Here is a 23,606-nt window from a genome sequence, read left to right on the forward strand (position 1 = left end):
AGGCTACCCGCTGGCCTGAACGCCACCGGCGCGTCGACCCGAAGGTACGGACGCGCCGGTGACGGTGTAGGTCTTCGCCGTGCTCAGAGACGCTCGACGATGTAATCGATGCACTTGGTGAGCTTGGTGACGTCCTCGGGCTCGATGGCCGGGAACATACCGATACGCAGCTGGTTGCGTCCCAGCTTGCGGTAGGGCTCGGTGTCGACGACACCGTTGGCGCGCAGGGTCTTGGCGATCGCGGCGGCGTCGACGTCATCGTTGAAGTCGATGGTGCCGACGACCTGGCTGCGGTTGGCGGGCTCGGCGACGAACGGCGTCGCGAACTCACTGGCCTCGGCCCACTGGTAGAGACGCGAGCTGGAGTCGGCGGTGCGCGAGACACACCAGTCGAGGCCGCCGTTGTTGTTCATCCACTCGATCTGGTTGGCGAACAGGAGCAGCGAGCCGACGGCCGGGGTGTTGTAGGTCTGATTCTTGCTGCTGTTGTCGACGGCGGTCGGCAGCGACAGGAACTCCGGGCACCAGCGATCGGTCTCGGCGATCTTCGCGATGCGGGCGAGTGCACGCGGGCTCATCAGTGCCACCCACAGGCCGCCGTCGGAGGCGAAGCACTTCTGCGGTGCGAAGTAGTAGACGTCCGCGTCGGCGATGTTCACGGGGAGACCGCCGGCGCCGGAGGTGGCGTCGATGGCGATGAGCGCGTCGTCGGACTCTGCAGGTCGCAGGACCGGCACGGCGACACCGGTCGAGGTCTCGTTGTGGGCCCAGCCGATGAGGTCGACGCCGCCGAAGTCGTCGGCGGTCAGTGCGGCCGGGTCGGGGGCGGTGCCGGGGTCGGTGGAGATGACCGCGGGCGAGTCCAGGAACGGCGCCTTCTTGGCGACGGTCGCGAACTTCGACGAGAATTCGCCGTAGGTGAGATGCAGCGAGCGCTGCTTGATCAGACCGAAGGCGGCGGCGTCCCAGAAGGCGGTGGTGCCACCGTTGGAGATGACGACCTCGTAGCCCTCCGGCAGCGAGAACAGATCGGCCAGACCCTCACGGATCGAGCCGACCACGTTCTTGACCGGTGCCTGGCGGTGACTGGTGCCGAACACCGAAGCGCCGGTGTCGACGAGGGACTGCAACTGCTCGGGGCGTACCTTCGACGGTCCGCAACCGAAGCGGCCGTCCGACGGCAGCAGGTCGGCGGGCAGGGTGATGGGTGCGGTTGCGGTATCGCTCATGGGCTCGATTCTAGGGTTGTGGCGGACACCACCTTCTTGGCGCCTCGGCTTTTTCCGTTCCGACCGCGCGCAGAATCGCCATTTTCGGGCAGAAGCGCTATGCACACGCTCGAGTCGACCGTGGACCGTCGCCAGCTCGGGGTGCCGGTCACGTTCAAGTACCGCAACGGCGGACACAACTGGTACGCCTGGTGCCGAGACGGATGCGAATGCGCGCGAGGTCGAGCGGGCGCTCGAATCGAGTCAGCCGGTCGCCGGTCACCAGCCATCGACCTGGCGTCTGCCGTGGGGCCCGCGCTGACCGTCTGAGCTTTCCGCATAATCCCACCTCTGGCCAGAGTCGTCGGCTCTGGCGAGGTCTGAGGAAGGCTTGGAAATCCCTGCTCGCCGAACAGCTTCGGTGTCAGGGTTGCGATCCGATTGACCCGTCGGGCAGCGTTGCAGTGAAACTGAACTCTCTGTGGCCGGCGATTCTGCGGCCAGGTGAAGATCTCGCGGTGGTGTGGTCTACAGCCCGGGCTTGACCACGTCGCCCCACCCCTCGACGTCTTCGGGGCGTCGCGGGGCGGGACCGGTGTAGATGGCGGCGGGACGGACCAGCTTGCCCAGACGCTTCTGCTCCAGGATGTGGGCGCACCAGCCGGCGGTGCGGCCGCAGGTGAACATCGCGGGCATCATGTGCGTCGGAACCTCGGCGAAGTCGAGGATGACCGCGGCCCAGAACTCGACATTCGTCTCGATCGCCCGGTCGGGGCGTCGTTCGCGAAGCTCGGTGAGAGCAGCCTGCTCGAGCGCGGCGGCGACCTCGAAACGCGGGACCCCGAGTTCTTGGGCGGTGCGTCGGAGCACGCGGGCGCGCGGATCCTCGGCGCGGTACACGCGGTGCCCGAAGCCCATCAGCTTCTCCTTGCGGTCGAGGATGCCCTTCACCAATCCTCGTGCGTCACCGGTCTTCTCGACCTCTTCGATCATCGGCAGCACGCGGGCCGGCGCGCCGCCGTGCAGGGGTCCGGACATGGCACCGATGGCACCCGACAGCGACGCCGCGACGTCGGCGCCGGTGGAGGCGATCACGCGTGCGGTGAACGTCGACGCATTCATGCCGTGCTCGGCCGCGCTCACCCAGTAGGCGTCGATGGCGGCCACGTGCTTGGGGTCGGGATCGCCCTTCCAACGGGTCATGAACCGTTCGGTCACGGTCGAGCATTCGTCGATGACGTGCTGCGGGACGGCGGGCTGATGGATGCCGCGGGCCGACTGCGCGACATACGACAACGCCATCACCGAGGCGCGTGCGAGATTTTCCCGCGCGGTGGCGTCGTCGATGTCGAGGAGCGGTTCGTAACCCCAGATCGGGGCCAGCATGGCGAGCGCCGCCTGGACGTCGACGCGCACGTCGCCGGTGTGGATGGGTAGCGGAAACGGCTCGGCCGGCGGCAGTCCGTCGCCGAACTTTCCGTCGACGAGAAGGGCCCAGACGTCGGCGAAGGTCACCTTGTTCTCGACGAGATCCTCGATGTCGACGCCGCGATAGCGCAGGTTGCCGCCGTTCTTGTCGGGCTCCGCGATATCGGTGGTGAACGCCACCACGCCTTCGAGACCTGGAACGAAATCGTCGGGAACCGCGTTGGCCATGACAACCACCTCACTGAGACAACTGTGTCCTGAAATCGCATGCGTCGATCAGATCGAACTGTAGATCAGCACCACCCTCCGCGTGTACCAGGGAGTAACTGAGTTGTCGGAGTAAATTCAGCCGAGTGTTGGAGAAACCGCTCGAATCGATCGATCTGCCGAACATGCGCGTCGGCTACGGCGGGGGTATTCCGCCCAACATCGGCGAGGGCGATCGTGCGGCCGGCGCCGACGGCATCCGTGAGAACCTCGACCCGAGCTGGCTCCGCGGCGACCCGCCGTGGCTCGACCTGTTCAGTGTCTGGCTGAAAGAAGCGCTCGACGCCCGGATCGCGGAACCGAATGCGATGGTCCTCGGCACCGTCGACGCCGACGGCCGGCCGTCGACCCGGACCGTGCTGTGCAAGGGCGTCGACGCCAACGGCGTAGTGTTCTTCTCCGGCTACGAGTCGGACAAGGGCCAGCACATGGCCGCGAATCCCCATGCATCGGTGACCTTCCCGTGGATCGCCCTGGAGCGCCAGGTCCATTTCCGCGGGCCGGTCGAACACCTCAGTACCGAAGAGACGCAGGCCTATTGGGAGATCCGACCGCGGGGATCACAGTTGTCGGCCGCCGCGTCGGAACAGTCCCGGCCGATCGGCAGCCGCCTCGAACTCGAGCAGAAGGCCGCCGAGTTGGCCGAGCAGTACGGCGGGTTCGACGCCGGCGACGAGATCCCCGTCCCGTCGAACTGGGGCGGCTACCGCATCGTTCCGGTGGAGGTCGAGTTCTGGCAGGGGCGGGCGAACCGCCTGCACAACCGGGTGCGCCTCACCCACGTCGACCACGAATGGCGCGTCGAGCGGCTGCAGCCCTGAACCTGCGACCCGGCGGATCCGCCGGGTCCGACACCGGCGCAACCTCCCGATCGTGCGTCCACCGCAGGGCGTCCGGTGTCTCGGCGGTCCGTATCAGAAGCGCCACACTGCGCGGACCACTGCCTTGCGGATCTCCTCGACCACCAGAACCGACGACGCGACGACAACGGCGTAGAGCCACTCGGTGGCGGTGAGGGAGGTGGTGTCGAACAGGTCCTGGAGGAAGCCCACGTTGACGACCGCCACGTGCAGCACGATCACCGCCACCAGGGAGATCCAGATCGCTTGATTGGTCAGGGTCTGCAGGGAGAACACCGACCCACGATCCGAACGCACGTTGAGCAGGTTGAACACCTGGTAGAAGACGAAGGTCGTGAAACCCAGCGTGCCCGCGAAGAGCGGGTCGCGGGCGCTGCCGGGGAAGATGTCGTCGGCGAACACCAGGGTCAGGATGGTGCCGACGGTCATGACGATGGCGAGTGTGAGGATGCGGAGCACGCGATTACGGCTGAGCAGTCGTTCGCCGGGCGATCTCGGCTTCTGCTTCATCGTGCCGGGCTCGGTGGCGTCGACACCGAGTGCGAGCGCCGGAGGGCCGTCCATGATGATGTTGACCCACAGGATCTGCAGCGCGGTGAACGGTGCGCCCCCGGCGATTCCCGTGATACCCGCGGTGAGGAAGATGAGGACGAAGCCCCACGCCGTGGTGAGCTGGAACTTCACGAACTTGACGATGTTGGCGTAGATTCCGCGACCGTCGCGCACCGCGGAGACGATGGTCGCGAAGTTGTCGTCGGTGAGGATCATCTTCGCTGCACCCTTGGAGACGTCGGTGCCGGTGATACCCATGGCGATGCCGATGTCGGCCTGCTTGAGGGCGGGTGCGTCGTTGACGCCGTCGCCGGTCATCGCGACCACCTCGCCATTCGCCTGCAAAGCCTCGACATAACGGATCTTGTGTTCCGGTGCCACCCGGGCGAGAACCCCGAAATGGGCTGCGCGTGCTCGCAACTCGTCGTCGCTGATGTCGTCGATGGTGCCGCCGGAGAGCGGTTCGCCCTCGATGCCGAGGTCGGTGGCGATCGCCGACGCGGTGGTGAGGTGATCGCCGGTGATCATGTGAACGCCGATCCCGGCCTCGTGGGCGGTCGCGATGGCTTCGCGTGCTTCCGGTCGAGGAGGGTCGAGGATGCCGACCACCGCGTATATCGCGAGGTTGTCGACGGCGTCGAAAAGCGAGGACTCGTCGGGTAGTTCGGCCAACGTGGTCCCGGCGATCATGAGGGTGCGCAGCCCTTCGTGGGCGAGCTCGTCGACAGCCGTCGCGATCAGGTCGCGATCTTCGTCGGTGATCGCGCGGTCGCCCTCGGAGGTACGCACCATCGTCGCCCGACTCATCAACACACCCGAGGCGCCCTTGGCATAGCACCGGTACGGGCCGGTGCCCGGCAGGCTGCTCTCGTGGTAGGTCGCCATGAACTTGTAGTCGGAGTCGAACGGCACCTCGGCGAGACGCGGATGATTCGCCCGGGCGCCGACCACATCTATGCCGCCCTTCTCGGCGAGCACGACCAGCGCACCCTCGGTCGGGTCACCCACCAGCACACCGTCGTCGACCGACGCATCGTTGCACAGCGACATCGCCAGGAGGGCCCGGCGGAAATCGGGAAGTGCATCCTCGCTGTCGGAGAGGATCTTGCCGTCGGGCGAGTAGCCGCCGCCGGTCACCCGGTAGATGTGACCGGCCACGACCAGCTTTCGGACGGTCATCTCGTTGAGGGTCAGCGTTCCTGTCTTGTCGGTTGCGATATGGGTTGTACTGCCCAGGGTCTCGACGGCCGCCAGTTGTTTGATGATCGCTCCGCGCTTGGCCAGCCGCGACGCGCCGAGGGCGAGCGTGAATGCGACGACTGCGGTCAATCCCTCCGGGATGGTCGCCACCGCCAGCGATACGGCGGTCAACAGCAGGTCCGACCACGACTCCCCGCGAAGCAGACCGAGGAGGAAGACAATGCTCACCACGACGATCGCGATGACGGTCAGCAGCGTCGCAAGCTGGTCGATTCGTCGCTGCAAGGGAGTCTTGTCGACGCCGGCCGTGCCCAGAAGCGAAGCAATGGTGCCGATCTCGGTCGACATGCCGGTTCCGGTCACCACCATCGTCGCCCGGCCGCGGGTGACCTCGGTGTTCATGAATGCCATGTTGGTTCGGTCGCCGATCGGAAGGTTCGGATCGGCGAGGGGATCGGCGGTCTTGGTGACCGGCTGCGATTCCCCGGTCAGAGCCGACTCCGCGATCTGCAGCCGGGCCGCCTGCACGATCCGGCCATCGGCCGGGACGGCGTCGCCGGCCTCGAGCAGGACGATGTCGCCGGGCACGAGCTCGGTGCGTTCGACGTACCGCTCCTGACCGTCTCGTCGAACCCGTGACGAGTCCACCGACATGCTCCGCAGCGCGCGCAGACTCTCTTCGGCTCGCGACTCCTGAACGTAATTGATCACGGTGTTGAACGTGATCACCGCGAGGATCACCACCGGCGTCTCCCACTCGCGCGACACCCCGGCGCTGACGGCTGCCGCCGCCACGAGCACCAACGTCATCTTGTCCGCGAGCAGACGCAGCACCTTGCGCCAGGCCGGTTCGCGGGCTTCCTTGCGCAAGCGGTTCTCGCCGTATTCGGAGCGACGTTCGGCGACCTCGGCGTCGGTGAGCCCGACCGTGATGTCGGTTGCCAATCCGTCGGCGAGAGCCTCCGCCGTCCACGTGTGGGGGTGTTCGGTGGTCGTCGTCATGCGGACTTTCCCGGGTCACTCGGCCCCGTGAGCGGGGGCGCGGTCATGGACAGGTGCTGACACCTCGACAGTAATGGGCGTCCGGGCCGGCGTCGGTCTACTCGTGTGCGGGCGGTCCTAGGATGGCGAGAATGCGCCGCCACCTCGCCGATACGACGCCGCTGCGCACTCTCGCTTTCCGGCGCCTGTGGCTCGCGAACATCGTCACCGTCGTCGGAGCCCAGCTCACGATCGTCGCGGTGCCCGCACAGATCTACGAGGTCACCGGCAGCTCCGCCTACGTCGGCCTGACCGGCGTGTTCGGATTGGTCCCGCTGGTGGTGTTCGGGCTGTGGGGCGGTGCACTCGCCGACGTCGTCGACCGTCGAACACTGCTGATCACCACCACCGTCGGTCTCATCGTGTGCAGTGCGCTGTTCTGGGTGCAGGCTGCAGCCGGCGGCGGCAACGTGTGGATCCTGTTGGTGCTGTTCGCCGTTCAACAGGCGTTCCTCGCGGTCAACCAGCCGACGCGGACGGCGGTGCTGCCACGACTGCTCGACGCCAAGGATCTCCCGGCGGCGTTGTCGCTGAACATGACGGTCATGCAGGCGGGTGCCATCGCCGGCCCGCTCGTCGGTGGAGCGCTGATCCCGATCCTGGGCTACTCGTGGCTCTACTTCGTCGACACCCTGTTCCTGTTGCCGACGCTGATCGCGGTCGTCATGTTGCCGTCGCTGCGTCCGGAGAGCGACGCGGCGCCCAAGGTCGCCGGGCTGCGCTCGGTGATCGAAGGGCTCCGGTACCTGACCGGCCACAAGATCCTGATGGCGTCGTTTCTCGTCGACCTCATCGCCATGATCTTCGGCATGCCCAGGGCGCTGTTCCCGCAGATGGCACACGAGAACTTCGGCGGACCGGAGGGCGGCGGCATGGCGTTCGCCCTGTTGTTCACGGCGATCTCCGCGGGGGCAGTGGTCGGCGGTATCTTCTCGGGCTGGGTCGCGCGCGTCGAACGGCAGGGCCTGGCCGTGATCGTCTGCATCATCATCTGGGGTCTGGCGATCACCGGAACCGGCATCGCGGTGTCCTTCGCCGACGGCACGGCGATGCCGATGCTCGTCGTCGCGGTGGTGCTGCTGATGATCGGCGGTGCCGCCGACATGGCGTCGGCCGCCTTCCGTCAGACGATCCTGCTGGCGGCGGCCAACGACGAGGTCCGCGGGCGCCTGCAGGGCGTGTTCATCGTGGTGGTCGCGGGTGGCCCCCGGATCGGCGACGTGGCGCACGGCACCGCGGCCGCATCGATCGGGGTCGCGGCTGCCACGGCCTTCGGCGGTGTCGCCGTGGTGATCGCGACAATCATTGCGGCCCTCTTGATCCCGGCTTTCGTGCAGTACCGGGCCGGTCAGCGGACCTGAGCCGTTCGACGCCTGGCCAGCGGTTACGGTGATTCGGTGTCACCATGGACGCCATGACCGCCGCCTCCACCGGCTTCCAGGTGCCGATCATCGACATCTCGCCCTACATCCGCAACGGTGATGCCGCCGATCGGGCCGTGGTCGCGGCGAAGGTCGACGACGCCGCCGGTTCGGTCGGGTTCATGCAGATCGTCGGGCATGGGATCCCGCCGGCGGTCATCGACGAGTTCACCGCGGTCATGGACGACTTCTTCGCCCTTCCGCTCGAGGAGAAGAAGGCGTACCGAACGCCGCCGGAGATCAATCGCGGCTACGCGCCACCGAAGTCGGAGTCGTTGTCCCTGTCGCTGGGCGTCGAGTCCGCGGACCGCATGAACGACTTCTTCGAGGCGTTCAACGTCGGGGTCGAAGCACGCGAGTACCCCGAACTCGCTCTTCCCGGCGACCACTACGCCGACAACACGTGGCCGGCCGTCGACCACTTCGAGGCGGCCGTCTCGACCTTTTTCGTCGAGGCACGACGGGTCGCACACACCCTGACCCGCATCTTCGCCGATGCCCTCGACCTTCCCGCCGACTTCTTCGAAGGATTCACCGATCACTCGCTCGACGTCCTGCGGATGAACAACTACGCGCTCCCGCCCGGAGAGATCGAACTCGAGGGAGAACTGACCGGGATGGGGGAGCACACCGACTACGGCATCGTCACCGTCCTGTGGGCGGACCAGGTGAAGGGCCTGCAGGTCCTCGACCACCACGGCCGATGGCACGACGTGAGTCCCGTCGACGGTGCACTGCTGGTCAACATCGGCGACCTCATGGCCCGCTGGACCAACGAACGTTGGATGTCGACGCTACACCGGGTCAAGGCGCCGATCGTCGACGGCGCGATCGAGCGTCGACGCTCCGCCGCGTACTTCCACGACGGCAACATCGACGCGATGATCGCGACCCTGCCGTCGTGCGTCGGGGCGGGAAGCCGATACTCGCCGATCACCGTCGGGGAGCACATCGGCGCCAAACTCGCCGGATCACGCGCCGGCCGGCCGAACCCGTATGCCCAGCGGGAGGCGGAGCGGGTGCGTCATGCGATGCGACGGGGACAGGGACGGCAGTAGTCGGGCCGGGCAGAGACCAGACGACGGTTCCCGCTCACCCGGACAGGTGAGCGGGAACCGCCCCCGACGTCGTCGTGAAGTCTCAGTCCGAGGTCAGCACTGTCGGATACGTCGCGCGCCGAGCGGCGGTGACGGGGCAGTAGTGCATCGGGTTGTCGCGCTGGTCCAGCGGTGGCAGGTTGCGCCTGGGTGTGTGCGCGATCGGCGCGTCCTTCGCGACCCTGCCGTTCACGCGGTCCCACGCGTCGCGCGGACGCGGGTGGCGCAGAAAGCGTTTCGGCAGCAGCCTGTGCATGACGAGGTTGATTCCCTTGCCCAGGAGGCGGAATCGACGCTCGTCGTCGTCGGTCCACTCGAGGCCGAGGATCTCGCGGATCGGCTCGTCGTAGAAGCCGGTCGTCAGCCACATGAACATCTTCTGGTTCTGCGGGACGAGGTAGCGGTCCCAGACCGACTTGGGGATGAAGCTCAGGAACGGGGGCGGCGGCAGCTGGGTGATGTCGAGGACCGTGCGTACCGACACGTGGTCGCGTAGGACGTTGCGGCACATGTAGTCCCAGTACTCGAGAAAGTCCTCGTAGGTCTCCGGGACGGGGCGCATCGAGACGCCGTACTGGGCGTACCAGGCCTTGGACTCCTCGAACAGCTGGCGCTTCTGGTCCTCGGTGAGGAACGGGCCGAACCGCTCGCACAGGCGGACGTTGCCGTACCAGAACGTCGCGTGCGCCCAGTAGAAGACGTCGGGGTCGAGCGCGTGATAGCGCGACCCGTCCTCCATCGTCCCCTTGACGGTGCGGTGATAGTCCCGGACCTCGAGGCCGGTCTTCGTGCCGGGGATCACGGAGTCGAAGACGACGCCGCTGATCGGGTAGAGCGACCGCATCAGGCGCTGCCAGCGTTCTCCGAAGAAGTCGGAGTGGTCCCAGACGGCGGCGCCGAGCTTGGGGTGCATGTTCTGGATCGAACCGGCCCACAGGCTCTGGAACATGCCGGTCCAGGTACCCCAGATCTGCCAGGTCAGCGAGTCCGGACCGAGGGGCTCGTACTCGTGGGCGGGTTTGACTCCCTCGGCATCGGTCTCGTAGCCGTCCTCGGAGAACTGGCTGCCGGGAGAACGCCCGGCGTCGGCCGGGCAGCTCTGCTCGGCCGACGCGTCGTCGGTGGCGTGAACGGGACAGGTGGTCTGTTCGTCGTTCAGTACCTCAGTCATGAGACAGAACCCTAGGTTCGTCTCAGTGGTGTGTCAACCGTCACGTCTTAGTCGGGGTTCTCGTGAGTCACCGCCTGGTAGCCGCGTGCACCGGCACGGTCGACGGCCGCACGGACCAGTCCGAAGACCAGTCCCTGAAGCGCCGCGGCAGTGAGCACCTCGACATTGCTGCGCTCCAGATCCTTCGGATCGGGCGCTTCGGCGTCGTCGGAGATCCGTTTCCAGATCTGGCCGAACACGGCTCCCGCGGCGATGCCGCCGAGCACGCTCGTCGCCAGTGACAGTGGTTTGTAGAACGCCTTGGACACGGCAGTCATGTCGAATTCCTCCTGGGTCGGGTGTTCAGCGGCGACGCTTGATGACGACGACGGTCCCGATGGCGACCAGCACGGCCACCGCGACACCGATCAATGCGGTGCGGTTCTCCTCGGCCTTCACCTTCGCGGTGTACGCCGTTTCCGCCGCGGCGGCGTTCATTCGTGCCGGGACATCGAGCTTCGCCGCCAGCGCATCGACGGTCTCGGCGAGTTCCTCGCGCTGCTGCTCCACCGGCGGCGGGTCGGTCGGGTTCCGATCGGGCTGCGTGTCACTCATCTACAGGTGCTCCTTCACGGTTGCGACGTCGCGCTGGACGCTCTCGACGGTGTGCTCGGGGGCGGGCGGGACGGCCGACTTCGCACGCTGCGCACCGAACGCCGCCGCTGCGCCGCCGATCGCCAGGAGCACGACTCCGACGATCACCGCGGCCAGCCACGCCGGCACGACATTCGCCAGTCCCAGGACCGCAGCGGCGACCAGCGTTCCGAGGCCGAACAGCACCAGCAGGGTGCCCGCGCCGGAAATCCCCGCGCCGACACCGATCCGGGTCCCCTTCCCCTTCATCTCGGCCACTGCATTCTGCAGCTCGGTCTTGACCAGGGTCGTCGTCTGACTCTGGAGCCGTTCGACGAGCTGCACGGTCGACAGATCGTTCACAGACGGATCGCTCACGGTGGTACCTCCACATCGGGGACGTCCTACGCGTTCCCGACCGGCACCGGTCCCAAACGTCGGCGCCGTCTGAATCGGATCTCCGATCAGCGCCGTCTGAAACGGATCTCCGATCCGGGCACGAGCTGTGCGGCGAGATCGGCCGACGTGTCGGTCAGCACGGCCACCACGGGATAACCGCCGGTGACCGGATGGTCGGGGAGGAACAGCACCGGGCGACCGCTCGGTGGCACCTGTACCGATCCGTGAGCGACTCCCTCCGAACGCAACTCGCCCGCGTTCTCCCGATGCGTCAGCAGCGGATACGACGAACCCGCGGCGCGGTCGATGCGGACACCGACGCGATTGCTGTCGGCGCCGACCACCCAGGTCCCCGATCTCAGGTCGGCAGCCGCGTGCAGCAGATCGGCACGCGGACCTTCGTCCACCTCGAGAACCACGACGCGCGGATGCTCGGTGTTCGCCGGCGCCGACTGGACGGACGGCCACTCGCCGGCGGCCCGGCCCACCCGCACCCGCACATTCGCGGTGAGAACCGGCGGCCCCAACCCCGACAACGTGTCGGTCGACCGCGACCCCAGGACCGGCTCGACGTCGAACCCGCCGCGCACCGCTAGGTAGTTGCGCAGACCCCACACCGGTGGGTCGACGGCCAGTTCGTCACCCTCGCGCAGGACGACGGTCGCGGCGAGACCGACCGGAACCCCGTTGTGGCGCACCGAGGTGTCGGCACCCGTCACCACCGCCAGTACGTCGCCTTCGACACGGATACGCAAGCCGCCCAGGGTCGTCTCGATCGTGGCGGCCGATTCGTCGTTGCCGACAAGGCGATTGGCCAAGGTCAGCGAGCCGCGATCCGCACCACCGGAAGCGGGTACGCCGAGATGCGCGTATCCGTGGCGGCCGAGGTCCTGAAAGGTCGCGAGCGGGCCGGTCGCGAGCACGGTGACGGCGGTCATCCGGTTGTGCTCATGTCGTCCCTGCCCATTCCCCCCCGCTTGTCCTGACGTCGACGAACCGCACCAGGTGTCCGGTCGCGAACAGTGCGGGCGGGTCGACCTTCTCGTCCCACAGTCGAACATCGGTGCGGCCCAACAGCTGCCAGCCGCCCGGACTCTCCTTCGGGTAGACGGCGCTGTACCCGGCGGCGATCGCGACGGCACCTTCGGGGACACGGGTGCGCGCCTCGGCGCGCCGGCCCACGGCGTCGAACGGATGCGGTGTCGGCTCGTCGGCGACCAGGTAGCCGAACCCGGGTGCGAACCCCATGAACTGCACACGCCAGCGGGTACTGCAGTGCAGGCTGATCACCTCGTCGGCCGAGATGCCCAGGGCGTCAGCAACATCCGCGAGATCGTCGCCGTCGTAGTGCACCGGGACGAGGATCTCGTCAGCCCGTCCGACGCCCTGGTGGACACCGGCACGTCGACGACGCAACGCGCGCCGCACACCCAGTTCGTCGACGCCGCGGCCCGGTCGGGCCTGCACCAGCAGCGTGTGGGCGCTCGGTACCAGATCGATGACCCCGGGCAGCTCTCCGCGGTCCACGGCATCACGCAGGGCGATCGTTGCGTCGAGCACTGCGGCCGACGGGGACTCGTAGGCCGAGAAGTCGAGCACCACCGCATCGGGACCCGCCGGCAACTCGTGCATGCACCGAATCTACCGCCGAGAGGGTGGCAGACTGGGCCACACAGACGAAAGGGACCCATGAGAGAGATCGTTGTCTGCGGGGAAGCGCTCGTCGACGTGGTGCAGCAGGAACAGGCACCCGGCGCGACGCTGGCGCCACTGCAGCCGGCGCTCGGCGGGGGACCGTTCAATGTCGCGATCACATTGGGACGCTTGGGGAGTGCAGTCTCATTGCTGTCGGCGGTGTCCACCGACAACTACGGCGAGGCCATCGTCGGCTCGCTGCAGGGCGCCGGGGTCGGCACCGCGATGCTGCAGCGCCGACGGGAACCGACGTCGCTCGCGCTGGCCACCATCGCGGACAACGGTTCCGCGCAGTACTCGTTCTATGTGGAAGGCACCGCGGATCGCACTGTCGCCGACCCGGGTTCACTCGCACCGACCGTCGCCGCGGCGACCTTCGGGACGCTCTCGCTGGTGCTCGAACCCGGCGCCACGGTCTACGAGAACCTGATGCGGCGCTGCCACGCCGAACGCCGACTCGTCGTGCTGGACCCGAACATTCGCTCGGTCCTCATCCCCGACGCAGACGCCTACCGGCGGCGTTTCCGCAGTTGGATGCCGTCCGTCGACGTGGTGAAACTGTCCGACGAGGATGCGGCATGGCTCGGTGAAGGGGCGGCCGGGAGCGCTGTGAAGGACTGGCTCGCCGACGGTGTCGCAGCGGTGATCACCACCGCGGGCGCGTCCGGAATCACCGTGACCACGACCGAAGACGAGGTCACCGTGCCCGCCCGGAACGTCGACGTCGTCGACACGATCGGCGCCGGCGACAGCGTCCTGGGAGGCCTCGTCCACCAGCTCGACCGACTGGGTGCGCTGTCGCCGGATTCGGTTCGCTCACTGACCGCCGATCAGTGGCGTGAGGTCGCCGAATTCGCAGCTCACGTGGCTGCCGTCACCGTCTCGAGGCGTGGCGCCGACCCTCCGTGGGCAGGCGAGCTGAGAAGAGACTAGTTTGTACCTGTGTGTCCTACCCGGACACTGTCAAAACTCTGATCTGAATAAGGGGTTCGTGTGTCTGCTGAAACAGTCCCAGCCGACCAGGCGTCCGACACGGCCTCAGCGACCTTCACCTACCCCGGTGGACAGCTGGAGCTCCCGATCCTGAAGGCCACCGAGGGCACTGACTCGGTTGCGCTCGGCAAGTTCCTTGCCGAGACAAACCTGACCACTTTCGACGGTGGTTTCGTGAACACGGCGTCGACCAAGTCGGCGATCACCTACATCGACGGCGACGCCGGCATCCTGCGGTACCGCGGCATCCCGATCGAGCAGCTCGCGGAGAAGTCGACCTTCATCGAGGTGAGCTACCTCCTCATCTACGGAGAGCTCCCGACCCCGTCGCAGCTCGAGGACTTCACCACCAAGATCCAGCGGCACACCCTGCTGCACGAGGATCTCAAGCGCTTCTTCGACGGCTTCCCCCGCAACGCGCATCCGATGCCGGTGCTGTCGAGTGCGGTCAACGCGCTGTCGGCGTACTACCAGGACTCTCTCGATCCCAAGGACGACGAGCAGGTCGAGCTGTCGACGATCCGCCTCCTGGCGAAGCTGCCGACCATCGCCGCCTACGCCTACAAGAAGTCGGCCGGCCAGCCGTTCCTGTACCCGGACAACTCGCTGAGCCTCGTCGAGAACTTCCTGCGCATGACCTTCGGCTTCCCGGCCGAGCCCTACGAGGTCAACCCGGACGTCGCCAAGGCACTCGACATGCTGTTCATCCTGCATGCCGATCACGAGCAGAACTGCTCGACCTCGACGGTGCGCCTCGTCGGCTCGTCTCAGGCCAACCTCTTCACCTCGATCTCCGGCGGCATCAACGCCCTCTGGGGTCCGCTGCACGGTGGCGCCAATCAGGCGGTGCTCGAGATGCTCGACGCCATCCGCGCCGAGGGTGGCGACACCAAGGACTTCATGAAGCGGGTGAAGAACAAGGAAGCCGGCGTCAAGCTGATGGGCTTCGGTCACCGCGTCTACAAGAACTACGATCCGCGCGCCGCGATCGTGAAGAAGACCGCCGACTCGATCCTGGAAACCCTCGGCGTGCAGGACGACCTGCTCGACATCGCGAAGGGTCTCGAAGAGGTCGCTCTGTCCGACGACTACTTCATCGAGCGCAAGCTGTACCCGAACGTGGATTTCTACACCGGCGTCATCTACCGTGCGATGGGCTTCCCGACGCGGATGTTCACCGTGCTGTTCGCGTTGGGCCGCCTGCCGGGCTGGATCGCGCACTGGCGTGAGATGCACGAGGACCCGACCACCAAGATCGGCCGTCCGCGTCAGCTCTACACCGGCTACACCGAGCGCGACTACGTGCAGATGGGCGATCGCTGAGCGACGCTTCGGCGCCGACCACCCGGAACAACGACTGACCGCCCGACTCAAAGGAGAGTCCTGTGACCAGCACTGAGAAGCCCGAAGTCGAGTTCCAGGCGGGTCCTCCGCCGGCCGACCTCTCCATCGCCGACCTCATCGTCGGTGACGGTGCCGAGGCCGTCCGCGGGGGTGTCGTCGACGTCCACTACGTGGGTGTCGACTACGAGACCGGCGAAGAGTTCGACTCCTCGTGGGATCGCGGCCAGTCGGCCAACTTCCCGCTGGACCGGCTGATCCCGGGCTGGCAGGAAGGCATCCCCGGCATGAAGGTCGGCGGCCGCCGTCAGCTGACGGTTCCGCCCGAGCTGGCCTACGGACCGGCCGGGGCGGGGCACCGCCTCTCGGGACGGACCCTCGTGTTCGTCATCGACCTGCTCGGAGTGGGCTGACGTCCACCAACCTGGTGTGGCTCAGGCGCGATCTGCGCCTGAGTGACCTACCAGCGCTAGCTGCAGCCAGAGGGACCGATTCGTCGGTCCTTCTGTGCTTTGTGGTGGATCCCCGGCTGGAGAAGTCGTCGGGGGAGCGACGCCTCGCGTTCCTCTTCGATTCGCTCCGCGAGGTCGACGCCAAGCTCGACGGCAGACTCCTCGTCGTCCGCGGTCGGCCGGAGGAGGAGATCCCGCGGCTGGCCCGGGCCGTCGGCGCCGGGTCCGTACACATCTCCGGGGACTTCTCGCCGTTCGGTCGACGCCGTGACGAGGCGGTCGACGAGGCGCTGGGCGACACCCCGCTCGAGGCCACGGGTTCGCCGTACCTCGTCTCGCCCGGCCGGGTCACCAAGGACGACGGCGAGCCGTACAAGGTCTTCACCCCGTACTTTCGCCGGTGGCGCGATCACGGCTGGCGAAAGCCGGCCGATTCGTCGGTCCCGGATTCAGCGGTTCTCGACCCGTCGGACGTGACGAAGTCGGGCCGGATCAGAATCCCGAAGGCGCCGACGAGGCTGTCGTTTCCGGCCGGAGAGGATGCCGCGCTCGCCCGGTGGGCCGAGTTCGTCGAGGACGATCTCGCCGACTACGACACCGGACGCAACGACCCCGCCGCCGACGTGACCAGCCGGATGTCGGCGTACCTGAAGTACGGCAACATCCACCCGCGCACCCTGGCCGCCGATCTGACGCGTCCTGCTCCCCGAGGTGCGAAGGAGCGCAGCGACGACGCCGGTTCTGCTCCCCGAGGTGCGAAGGAGCGTAGCGACGGAGCCTCGAGGGGCGCGCAGGCCTACCTCCGCGAGCTCGCCTTCCGCGACTTCTACGCCGACGTCCTCTATCACTGGCCACACAGCTTGTGGCACAACTGGAATCGCCAGTTCGACGGCATCGCTCTGGACACCGACGAGAAGGCTTACGAGCGCTTCGAGGCGTGGAAGGCCGGACGCACCGGTTTCCCGCTCGTAGACGCCGGGATGCGACAGTTGGCCGAGATCGGCTGGATGCACAACCGGGTCCGGATGGTCACCGCGTCGTTCCTCGTGAAGGATCTCCACCTGCCGTGGTGGTGGGGTGCGAAGTGGTTCCTCGAGCAGCTCGTCGACGGCGACATGGCGTCGAACAATCACGGCTGGCAATGGGCTGCGGGTACGGGAACCGATGCGGCCCCGTACTTTCGGGTGTTCAATCCCGAGGCGCAGGCCAAGAAGTTCGACCCTGAGGGTGAGTACATCCGGCGCTGGGTCGGGGACACCGACGCCGACGACTATCCCGACCCGATCGTCGACCACAAGGCCGAGCGGGAAGAAGCCCTGCGCAGGTTCGGCCAGATCTGAACGGAGCCTGTGGTTTCGACGCGGTGCCTCGCTTCGCTCGGGGCCGGCTCAACCGGCGGGGATTTCGACGCGGTGCCTCGCTTCGCTCGGGACCGGCTCAACCGGCGGGGGGTCTGCCGGTTGAGCGTGTCGAAACCCCTACCGCGCCAGCTTCAGCACCTCGCCCCATCCGAGGCGCGACCCCGTGCGCAGGATCGACCGCTGGTAGATCCGTGCCGCGACCCAGGTGGCGAGCGCGCAGACGACGGCCATGATCAGTAACGTGAGCACGATCTGCAGGGTGTCGGTGTCGCCGCTCGCGATCCGCATCGGCATGAGCGCCGCGCTGAACGGCGGAATCCAGCTGAGCACCTTGATCAGGGTCGAATCCAGCGCCTGCACACCGAAGATCCCGGCGTACATCACCGCCATGGCGAGAACCGTCAGGGGAAAAGACGCCGAGCTGAGCTCTTCCTGGCGTGACACGATGGCGCCGGTCGCGGCGTAGAGGGACGCGAAGAACAGGAAGCCGAGCACGAACCAGGCGATGACGGCCGCGAACATCCCGACCGCCGCGCCGGGAAGCGTCAGAATGCCGGTGGCGGTCCCGGCGATCAGCGCCGTCGCACCGAGCAGCACGACCTGTGCCAGAGCGACCGTTCCGATGCCGATGATCTTGCCCCACAACAGATGCAGTGGCTTGATCGTCGCCAGGAGCAGTTCGACGACACGAGACGTCTTCTCCTCCACGACGCCGACCGCGACCATCGTGCCGCCCATCATGATCGCGGTGATCAGCAGCACCACACCCACGAGGGCGATGACGAGGCGCTCGCCCTCGTCCGGGTGAGTCGGCTCGAGTTGTGTCACCGAGATGTCCACGGCGGGAAGCGAGGCCGCGTCGACGCCGCGGGCCGTCAGTGCGTCGGCGAGGCCTGCCTGCGACACCGCTGTCCGGATGGGGCCTTCGACGGCCGGGTCGGCGCCGTCCTTGCTCAGGATCACGTAGGAGCCCGGGGTCTCTCCTGGTACGAGTGCCGCCGCCACGTCACCGTCGGCGACCCGGGACCGTGCCTGTTCGACGGTGTCCACCGGCTCGGTGGCGATGGTGGTGCCGGCCGAATCACCGATCGCGACAATCGATTCGGTGACCGCCGCCGGTTGTCCGACGACGGCGACCTTCTCGACGTCCTCCCCGCCGGCGAGCAGGTTGATGACGATGGCGCCGGCGATGATGACGACCATCAGCAGCACCGTGCTGACGACGAAGGACCTGGTCTTGGCGCGAGTGGTGATCTCACGCTCGGCGACGAGTCGAATCGCCTGGGCGGCCGATGCCTTGGGGGAGGGGCGGGTTGTCGTGTCGGGGGCGTGGTGCAGTGCGGTCATGTCGAAACCACCTCTCGGAACAAGTCGGTGAGGGAGGGGGTGGACGTCGTGAAGCGGTGAACCGGGCCGTGGTCGAGTGCGGCGGACAGGATCTGCTGGTCGTCGGCGACGTCCGGGTCGACGAGGAGGCGGGTCGTCTCGCCGTAGTCGACACCGCGGACGCCGGGGAGCGCGTCGGCCCACGCGACATCGGATCGGGGGCCGGTGACCTCGAGGGTGATGCCGTCGCGGGAACGCAGCGCGTCGACGGTGCCCAGCGCCCGCATCTCGCCGCGCGCGACGATGCCGACGCGATCGCAGAGGCGCTGGACGAGATCGAGCTGGTGGGAGGAGAAAATCACCGGGATGCCCTCGGCCGCCTTCTCTTTGAGCACATCACTCATGACGTCGACGGCAACCGGGTCGAGCCCGGAGAACGGCTCGTCGAGCACCAGCACCTCGGGATCGTGGACCAACGCGGCGGCGAGTTGGACGCGCTGCTGGTTGCCGAGGCTGAGGTCGGCGACGTTGTCGTCGTACCGGGCGCCGACGCCGAGCCGATCGGTCCAGCGCCGCACCGATTCCTCGGCGTCCGCGGTGTTCATGCCGTGGAGCCTCGCGAGGAAGGTGAGTTGTTCGCCGACCTTCATCTTCGGGTACAGGCCGCGTTCTTCGGGCATGTAGCCGATCCGCCGGCGCAGATCGAGATCGATGGGGCGATCGCCGAGCCGGACCTCGCCGGCGTCGGCGGACAACACCCCGAGAATGATGCGCATCGTGGTCGACTTGCCCGCGCCGTTGCTGCCGACGAAACCGAAGATCTCGCCGGGTTCGACGTGGAAAGTCATGTCGCGCAGGGCGACCAGGTCCCCGTAGCGCTTGTGGAGACCGTCGACGATGAGAGGTGCGTTCATGCTTCGCGTTCCTTCCTGCCGGTGGTGGTCTTGTCTGTGGGTATCCGCGGTCCGTCGATGAGATCTTCCGGGTCGGGGTCGCCCATCCACCAGGCGATGAGCATGGTGGGCACGCAGATCGAGGAGAGGACGAGCGAGATGAGCAGGATGGCGCTGCCGTAGACCCACTGGCCCGGGACCTCGTCGCGCATGCTGATCGCGATGAGGACGAAGTAGGGGATGAACATCACCGCATAGAGCACGAAGAATCCGAACGAACGTGCCGAGTTGCATTGTGCGAGCTGTATTTCGTCGAGCGTGGAGACGGGCGCGTCGGCGACGGACCCGGTCACGATGCGCAGTGCCGTCAGGATCGAGATGACCGAGACGAGTCCGATGCCGAACGGGAGTAGGAACCAACCCGAGGACAGGAACGCGAGAGACGAACTGCCGATGATGACAACGAGCGCGACGATCAGTGCGACAACCAGTCGTCGGTACGCGCGCTGATTGCGCCACGACGGCAGGCGATGTGCGTGCTTGGCATTGAACTCCTCGTGACGGCGTCCCCGCCAGTCCTCATAACGGCGCCAGAGCTCGGGTTTGACCTCCTCTGGGAACGCCGAGTTCGGGTCGTTCATCATTCACCTCCGGTGTCGTTGGTGGGCGAGCCGTTCGATGCCGGTCGCGTATCGCGCCGGTAGAGCTCGGCTGACATGGCGCCGAACGGCGTACGGCTGAACACGGCTTCGACGGGCAGGTCGAAGACATCGCAGATGCGGAACGCGAGGTCGAGGCTCGGGTAGTTGTCGCCCCGCTCGAGCGCGCCGACCGATTGCACGTTGATGCCGACGAGGTTCGCCAGCTCGGCTCGCGACATCTGTCGTTCCGCACGCAAGACGCCGATGCGGTTGTAGATGGGGAGCTTTTCCCCACGGCGTATTGGGCTCACCTCACCAAGTGTTGGGAAAACGCAACAATTTGTCAACGTCTTCGGACGACGACGGGTTTGTCGCCGGATGGTGGTGAGGTCAGCGGGAGACGACTCCGAGCAGGTCAGCGGCCACGCGCGCGGCTTCCCGGCCGGCCCGGTTGGCGCCGATCGTCGACGCCGACGGCCCGTAACCGATCAGCTGAATCCGCGGGTCCGCCTCGACGACCGTCGCGAGACGGCCGGTCATCGTGATCCCGCCACCCGGCGCGCGCAGCCTCAACGGCGCGAGATGATCCAGCGAACTGCGGAACCCGGTGTTCCAGAAGATCACGTCGAGATCGAGGTGTTCGCCGCCCTGCGGACCGCAGTCCCAGCAGACGCCGGTCTCGGTGATGCGCGTGAACATGGGGCGCCACTTCAGGATTCCGTCGCGCTGTGCGGCGGCGATCGCCGGGGTGCGTGCCAGCCCGGTCACTGAGACAACCGACGTCGGGGGGAGTCCGGCGCGGACACGACGCTCGACGCGGGCCACGGCCTCGCGGCCCTGCTCGGGAGTGAACGGTTGGGAGTTGAAGACGGGTTCGCGCCGCGAGCACCAGAACGTCTCGACGTCCGGTGCCTGCCGGGCGATCTCGATCAACAGCTGGATCGCCGAGATCCCCGCACCCACGACGAGGACCCGTTGGCCGGCGAATTCCTGCGGCGACCGGTAGTCGTGGGTGTGGAGCTGGCGGCCCCGGAAATCAGGCGCGCCGGGGATGTGCGGGATGAACGGGCGGTCCCACGTCCCGGTGGCGTTGATGATGACATTCGCGGTCACGGTGCGTCCGTCGGCCAGCTCGACGTGGAAGCCCTCGCCCCGAAGATTCGTGTCACCGCGTCGAACCGAACGCACATGCACCGGCCGACGGACGTGGAGGCCGAACTTCTCCTCGTAGCGGCCGAAGTAGTCGGGGACCGCGGTGGCTGCGGGCAGCTGATCGCAATCGAGGCCGAGCGCCTCGACGATGCCCCAGCCGGGCAGGTCGTGGACCCGGTTGGCGGTGGCCAGGGTCAGCGTCGGCCACCGGAACTGCCAGGCCCCGCCGGGTCCCGGCGCGTGGTCGAGCACCTGGTACCGATCGCCGAGGCCGAAGCGGTGCAGGAAGTAGGCCGCCGACAGCGCCGCCTGGCCGCCGCCGATGACCACGACATCCGAGTGCTCCTCGACGTCGACGGGGTCCGAGACGGACGTGTCCATCTGAGATGTGCTGCTCTGCGTCGTGCTGCTCGGCGTGGTGTTCTGCACCTGACCACCCTGTCACGGCTCGGCTCGACGGTGCGATCGGTAGGCTTGGCGCCCATGATTCACTCCACCACCGAGGGCGCCGTTGTCACCATCGAGCTGGACCGTGTCGACAAGCGCAATGCGCTGAACGAGAAGATGCTCAGCGGGCTCGCCGACGCCTTCGGCGCCGCGGTCGACGCCGGTGCGCGGGCCATCGTGGTGACCGGACGCGGCTCGGTGTTCAGCGCGGGAGCCGACCTGTCCGGGCCGGTCTACGACTCCGGTTTCCTCGACAAGCTGGTGTCGACGCTGCACAAGATCGAGCAGACGCCGGTACCGGTCATCGCCGCGCTCAACGGTTCTGCGATCGGTGGTGGACTCCAGCTGGCGATGGCCGCTGATCTCCGGGTGATGGCCCCGGACGCGATTGCTGCCATTCCGGCGGCCAAACTCGGTGTCGCCGTGGACGAGTGGACCATCCGCCGACTGGTGTCGCTGGTCGGTGCCGGGCAGGCGCGAGGAATGCTCATCGGCTGCGACCCGCTCAACGCCGACCGAGCGCACACCCTCGGATTCGCCAATCGCATCGGCGATCTCGCCGATGCGCAACACTGGGCGGCCACCATCGCCGACCTCGCGCCGCTCACCCTGCAGCACTACAAGCTGGTCCTCAACGGTGACGGCGCCCGCGACACCGCACCCGAGGATCGGGTTGCCGCGATGATGCGCGCCTGGCAGAGCGACGACATGGCCGAGGGTCGCGCCGCGCGAACCGAGAAGCGCCCTCCGCGGTTCGTCGGGCACTGAGGGTCGTCGGGTTCAGGCGGTCGAAAAGCGCCCCCGAAATCGACCCCGCCTGAGCCCACGGACGACATATCGTCTTCGGTGACACCCCACGGGGTGCTTTTCGGGGGCGGTTTTCGGGAGCGGCGCGCGATCCGCCCCGGTCCGTCTCTCAGTTCCGGTGAATGGGCCCGGCGCCCTCGAAGAGGGGTGCGGCCGGCGCGCCATGCCGTTCGGCGATGAGTTGGGCGGCCACGGCGACCGCGACCTCGGCGGGAGTGTGCCCGCCGAGGTCCAATCCGAGCGGCGACCGCAGTCGCGCGAGTTGTTCCTCTTCGACACCCTCTTCGCGAAGGCGGCGGTTGCGGTCGGCGGCTGTGCGGCGGGAGCCGAGCGCACCGATGAAGCCGAAGGTCGGTGAGCGGAGTGCGGTGCGGAGCGTCGGCACGTCGAACTTGGTGTCGTGGGTCATCACGCACAGTGCGGTGGTCGAGCCGATCTGCCGATCCCGGATCTGTTCGGCGAGATAGCGATCGGGCCAGCCGACGATCACCTCGTCGGCGTCGGGAAACCGCTCCGGGGTGGCGAACACCGGACGGGCGTCGACGACGGTGACCCGCATCCCGAGCGTCGAGCCCAGTGCGCTCAGCGCGCGCACGAAGTCGTTGGCGCCCACGAGGATGAGACGCGCCGCCGGGGCGAAGGTCTGGACGAAGGTGCGCGGCCGGTCGGTCGGGGCGGCCGGATCGGTGACCTCGCAGTCGTCGACGCCGATCACGCCGGAGCGTCCGGTGGCGAGCATGTCGGCGACGTCGCGGTCGAGGCGTCGCCACGGCGGTTGGGAGGTCTCGGTCGCGAGGTACCACTCCGGGTCGGCGGTGAGGGTGGTGGCGACGGCGATCGGTTCATCGGCGGCCAGCGCGTCGGCGAGGCGTCGGAGCTGACCGAGCCGTTCCGGCGTCGGCTCGATCCGTTCGACGACGACGTCGATCTGACCGCCACAGGTCAGGCCGGGTGCTGGATCGCGCGGGTCCTCGATGCCGAACTGTTCGACGACCGCGATCCCGTCGGACAGGACCTGCTGCGCGGTGTGGACCAGGGCGCCTTCGACGCAGCCGCCGGACACCGAGCCGAAGACTTCGCTCTCGGCTGTCACGACCATCGCCGCACCGACCTCACGCGGAGCGGAGCCGGCGGTCGCGACCACCCGGCACAGCGCCACCGGACGTGCGTCTGCGCCGCCGAGGACGCCGAGCAGGTCGGGCAGGATGTCGCGCATGTGTTCCAGTTGACCAGATCACCGTC

The 23,606-nt window shown here is 67.4% G+C and carries 23 protein-coding genes; 8 read left to right on the forward strand and 15 right to left on the reverse strand.

The genetic code is table 11. From position 1 onward, the window contains the following. Positions 1–83: 83 nt before the first annotated feature. Positions 84–1,229, reverse strand: coding sequence for a phosphoserine transaminase (gene serC, locus BPODLACK_RS17810; protein ID WP_006436060.1), 1,146 nt, complete (start codon positions 1,227–1,229; stop codon positions 84–86). Positions 1,230–1,736: 507 nt separating this feature from the next. Further along, the gene (locus BPODLACK_RS17815) at positions 1,737–2,864 is read right to left on the reverse strand and encodes a citrate synthase 2 (RefSeq protein ID WP_006436061.1); all 1,128 of its coding nucleotides are present in this window, start codon (positions 2,862–2,864) and stop codon (positions 1,737–1,739) included. Positions 2,865–3,028: 164 nt separating this feature from the next. Between BPODLACK_RS17815 and pdxH the strand changes: the two genes are divergently transcribed. Further along, positions 3,029–3,724 (forward strand): pyridoxamine 5'-phosphate oxidase, encoded by a 696-nt coding sequence (pdxH, locus tag BPODLACK_RS17820; protein WP_394854758.1) that lies wholly within the window; start codon positions 3,029–3,031, stop codon positions 3,722–3,724. A 93-nt stretch (positions 3,725–3,817) separates the two neighbouring features. Here pdxH and BPODLACK_RS17825 read toward each other — a convergent pair whose 3' ends face one another. Beyond that, positions 3,818–6,517: a cation-translocating P-type ATPase gene (locus tag BPODLACK_RS17825; RefSeq protein WP_159405856.1), complete on the reverse strand. Its 2,700-nt coding sequence runs from the start codon at positions 6,515–6,517 to the stop codon at positions 3,818–3,820. Between the two features lie 131 nt (positions 6,518–6,648). Here BPODLACK_RS17825 and BPODLACK_RS17830 point away from each other — a divergent pair, with 131 nt between their 5' ends. Then, a complete protein-coding gene (locus BPODLACK_RS17830) occupies positions 6,649–7,917 on the forward strand; it encodes an MFS transporter (RefSeq protein ID WP_159405857.1) in 1,269 nt (422 codons plus the stop codon). 44 nt (positions 7,918–7,961) lie between these two features. Then, the gene (locus BPODLACK_RS17835) at positions 7,962–9,035 is read left to right on the forward strand and encodes an isopenicillin N synthase family dioxygenase (RefSeq protein WP_159405858.1); all 1,074 of its coding nucleotides are present in this window, start codon (positions 7,962–7,964) and stop codon (positions 9,033–9,035) included. An 82-nt stretch (positions 9,036–9,117) separates the two neighbouring features. Here BPODLACK_RS17835 and BPODLACK_RS17840 read toward each other — a convergent pair whose 3' ends face one another. The 6 genes from BPODLACK_RS17840 to BPODLACK_RS17865 all read right to left on the reverse strand — a co-directional run bounded on the left by BPODLACK_RS17840 (position 9,118) and on the right by BPODLACK_RS17865 (position 12,888). Then, positions 9,118–10,245 (reverse strand): oxygenase MpaB family protein, encoded by a 1,128-nt coding sequence (locus BPODLACK_RS17840; RefSeq protein ID WP_159405859.1) that lies wholly within the window; start codon positions 10,243–10,245, stop codon positions 9,118–9,120. A 47-nt stretch (positions 10,246–10,292) separates the two neighbouring features. Beyond that, positions 10,293–10,562 carry a DUF4235 domain-containing protein gene (locus BPODLACK_RS17845; protein WP_006436068.1) on the reverse strand — a complete coding sequence of 90 codons (270 nt, stop codon included), beginning with the start codon at positions 10,560–10,562 and terminating at the stop codon, positions 10,293–10,295. Between the two features lie 25 nt (positions 10,563–10,587). Continuing rightward, complete coding sequence (locus tag BPODLACK_RS17850) at positions 10,588–10,839, reverse strand: DUF3618 domain-containing protein (RefSeq protein WP_006436069.1); 252 nt, start codon at positions 10,837–10,839, stop codon at positions 10,588–10,590. Next, on the reverse strand, positions 10,840–11,235 hold the full coding sequence (locus BPODLACK_RS17855; RefSeq protein ID WP_024499921.1) for a phage holin family protein: 396 nt from the start codon (positions 11,233–11,235) through the stop codon (positions 10,840–10,842). A gap of 86 nt (positions 11,236–11,321) precedes the next feature. Continuing rightward, positions 11,322–12,194, reverse strand: coding sequence for a biotin-dependent carboxyltransferase family protein (locus BPODLACK_RS17860; RefSeq protein WP_006436071.1), 873 nt, complete (start codon positions 12,192–12,194; stop codon positions 11,322–11,324). Between the two features lie 10 nt (positions 12,195–12,204). Next, positions 12,205–12,888: a 5-oxoprolinase subunit B family protein gene (locus BPODLACK_RS17865; protein ID WP_159405860.1), complete on the reverse strand. Its 684-nt coding sequence runs from the start codon at positions 12,886–12,888 to the stop codon at positions 12,205–12,207. A 57-nt stretch (positions 12,889–12,945) separates the two neighbouring features. Here BPODLACK_RS17865 and BPODLACK_RS17870 point away from each other — a divergent pair, with 57 nt between their 5' ends. The 4 genes from BPODLACK_RS17870 (at position 12,946) to BPODLACK_RS17885 (ending at position 17,077) form a co-directional block, all read left to right on the forward strand. Then, the gene (locus BPODLACK_RS17870; protein ID WP_159405861.1) at positions 12,946–13,884 is read left to right on the forward strand and encodes a carbohydrate kinase family protein; all 939 of its coding nucleotides are present in this window, start codon (positions 12,946–12,948) and stop codon (positions 13,882–13,884) included. 60 nt (positions 13,885–13,944) lie between these two features. Then, entirely contained in the window at positions 13,945–15,267 is a 1,323-nt protein-coding gene (locus BPODLACK_RS17875) for a citrate synthase (protein WP_006436074.1), read from the forward strand. Between the two features lie 62 nt (positions 15,268–15,329). Continuing rightward, positions 15,330–15,698: an FKBP-type peptidyl-prolyl cis-trans isomerase gene (locus tag BPODLACK_RS17880; protein ID WP_006436075.1), complete on the forward strand. Its 369-nt coding sequence runs from the start codon at positions 15,330–15,332 to the stop codon at positions 15,696–15,698. A 14-nt stretch (positions 15,699–15,712) separates the two neighbouring features. Next, complete coding sequence (locus BPODLACK_RS17885; RefSeq protein ID WP_024499922.1) at positions 15,713–17,077, forward strand: cryptochrome/photolyase family protein; 1,365 nt, start codon at positions 15,713–15,715, stop codon at positions 17,075–17,077. Between the two features lie 138 nt (positions 17,078–17,215). Here BPODLACK_RS17885 and BPODLACK_RS17890 read toward each other — a convergent pair whose 3' ends face one another. The 5 genes from BPODLACK_RS17890 to BPODLACK_RS17910 all read right to left on the reverse strand — a co-directional run bounded on the left by BPODLACK_RS17890 (position 17,216) and on the right by BPODLACK_RS17910 (position 21,491). After that, positions 17,216–18,445 (reverse strand): ABC transporter permease, encoded by a 1,230-nt coding sequence (locus BPODLACK_RS17890; protein WP_024499923.1) that lies wholly within the window; start codon positions 18,443–18,445, stop codon positions 17,216–17,218. After that, positions 18,442–19,338: an ABC transporter ATP-binding protein gene (locus BPODLACK_RS17895; protein WP_006436078.1), complete on the reverse strand. Its 897-nt coding sequence runs from the start codon at positions 19,336–19,338 to the stop codon at positions 18,442–18,444. Before BPODLACK_RS17895 ends, BPODLACK_RS17890 begins: the two co-directional genes overlap by 4 nt. After that, a complete protein-coding gene (locus BPODLACK_RS17900; RefSeq protein WP_159405874.1) occupies positions 19,335–19,958 on the reverse strand; it encodes a hypothetical protein in 624 nt (207 codons plus the stop codon). The genes BPODLACK_RS17895 and BPODLACK_RS17900 overlap by 4 nt, the downstream gene beginning before the upstream one ends. Then, complete coding sequence (locus tag BPODLACK_RS17905; RefSeq protein ID WP_006436080.1) at positions 19,958–20,269, reverse strand: helix-turn-helix transcriptional regulator; 312 nt, start codon at positions 20,267–20,269, stop codon at positions 19,958–19,960. The genes BPODLACK_RS17900 and BPODLACK_RS17905 overlap by 1 nt, the downstream gene beginning before the upstream one ends. Positions 20,270–20,348: 79 nt before the next feature. Further along, on the reverse strand, positions 20,349–21,491 hold the full coding sequence (locus tag BPODLACK_RS17910) for an NAD(P)-binding domain-containing protein (RefSeq protein ID WP_024499924.1): 1,143 nt from the start codon (positions 21,489–21,491) through the stop codon (positions 20,349–20,351). 102 nt (positions 21,492–21,593) lie between these two features. On the opposite strand from BPODLACK_RS17910, the gene BPODLACK_RS17915 reads away from it, so the two are divergent. Further along, complete coding sequence (locus tag BPODLACK_RS17915; RefSeq protein WP_006436082.1) at positions 21,594–22,325, forward strand: enoyl-CoA hydratase; 732 nt, start codon at positions 21,594–21,596, stop codon at positions 22,323–22,325. 148 nt (positions 22,326–22,473) lie between these two features. On the opposite strand, the gene BPODLACK_RS17920 is transcribed toward BPODLACK_RS17915, so the two are convergent. Continuing rightward, positions 22,474–23,580 (reverse strand): XdhC family protein, encoded by a 1,107-nt coding sequence (locus BPODLACK_RS17920; protein WP_024499925.1) that lies wholly within the window; start codon positions 23,578–23,580, stop codon positions 22,474–22,476. Between the last annotated feature and the right edge of the window lie 26 nt (positions 23,581–23,606).

It is taken from the genome of Gordonia sp. YY1, from assembly GCF_009872315.1.
Taxonomy (GTDB): domain Bacteria; phylum Actinomycetota; class Actinomycetes; order Mycobacteriales; family Mycobacteriaceae; genus Gordonia; species Gordonia amicalis.

Excerpts from the sequence above, each read along its gene's own strand:
- serC (WP_006436060.1), bottom strand. The coding sequence starts at position 1,229 with ATGAGCGATACCGCAACCGCACCCATCACCCTGCCCGCCGACCTGCTG.
- BPODLACK_RS17815 (WP_006436061.1), bottom strand. The coding sequence starts at position 2,864 with ATGGCCAACGCGGTTCCCGACGATTTCGTTCCAGGTCTCGAAGGCGTG.
- pdxH (WP_394854758.1), top strand. The coding sequence starts at position 3,029 with ATGCGCGTCGGCTACGGCGGGGGTATTCCGCCCAACATCGGCGAGGGC.
- BPODLACK_RS17825 (WP_159405856.1), bottom strand. The coding sequence starts at position 6,517 with ATGACGACGACCACCGAACACCCCCACACGTGGACGGCGGAGGCTCTC.
- BPODLACK_RS17830 (WP_159405857.1), top strand. The coding sequence starts at position 6,649 with ATGCGCCGCCACCTCGCCGATACGACGCCGCTGCGCACTCTCGCTTTC.
- BPODLACK_RS17835 (WP_159405858.1), top strand. The coding sequence starts at position 7,962 with ATGGACGCCATGACCGCCGCCTCCACCGGCTTCCAGGTGCCGATCATC.
- BPODLACK_RS17840 (WP_159405859.1), bottom strand. The coding sequence starts at position 10,245 with ATGACTGAGGTACTGAACGACGAACAGACCACCTGTCCCGTTCACGCC.
- BPODLACK_RS17845 (WP_006436068.1), bottom strand. The coding sequence starts at position 10,562 with ATGACTGCCGTGTCCAAGGCGTTCTACAAACCACTGTCACTGGCGACG.
- BPODLACK_RS17850 (WP_006436069.1), bottom strand. The coding sequence starts at position 10,839 with ATGAGTGACACGCAGCCCGATCGGAACCCGACCGACCCGCCGCCGGTG.
- BPODLACK_RS17860 (WP_006436071.1), bottom strand. The coding sequence starts at position 12,194 with ATGACCGCCGTCACCGTGCTCGCGACCGGCCCGCTCGCGACCTTTCAG.
- BPODLACK_RS17865 (WP_159405860.1), bottom strand. The coding sequence starts at position 12,888 with ATGCACGAGTTGCCGGCGGGTCCCGATGCGGTGGTGCTCGACTTCTCG.
- BPODLACK_RS17870 (WP_159405861.1), top strand. The coding sequence starts at position 12,946 with ATGAGAGAGATCGTTGTCTGCGGGGAAGCGCTCGTCGACGTGGTGCAG.
- BPODLACK_RS17890 (WP_024499923.1), bottom strand. The coding sequence starts at position 18,445 with ATGACCGCACTGCACCACGCCCCCGACACGACAACCCGCCCCTCCCCC.
- BPODLACK_RS17895 (WP_006436078.1), bottom strand. The coding sequence starts at position 19,338 with ATGAACGCACCTCTCATCGTCGACGGTCTCCACAAGCGCTACGGGGAC.
- BPODLACK_RS17900 (WP_159405874.1), bottom strand. The coding sequence starts at position 19,958 with ATGAACGACCCGAACTCGGCGTTCCCAGAGGAGGTCAAACCCGAGCTC.
- BPODLACK_RS17910 (WP_024499924.1), bottom strand. The coding sequence starts at position 21,491 with ATGGACACGTCCGTCTCGGACCCCGTCGACGTCGAGGAGCACTCGGAT.
- BPODLACK_RS17915 (WP_006436082.1), top strand. The coding sequence starts at position 21,594 with ATGATTCACTCCACCACCGAGGGCGCCGTTGTCACCATCGAGCTGGAC.
- BPODLACK_RS17920 (WP_024499925.1), bottom strand. The coding sequence starts at position 23,580 with ATGCGCGACATCCTGCCCGACCTGCTCGGCGTCCTCGGCGGCGCAGAC.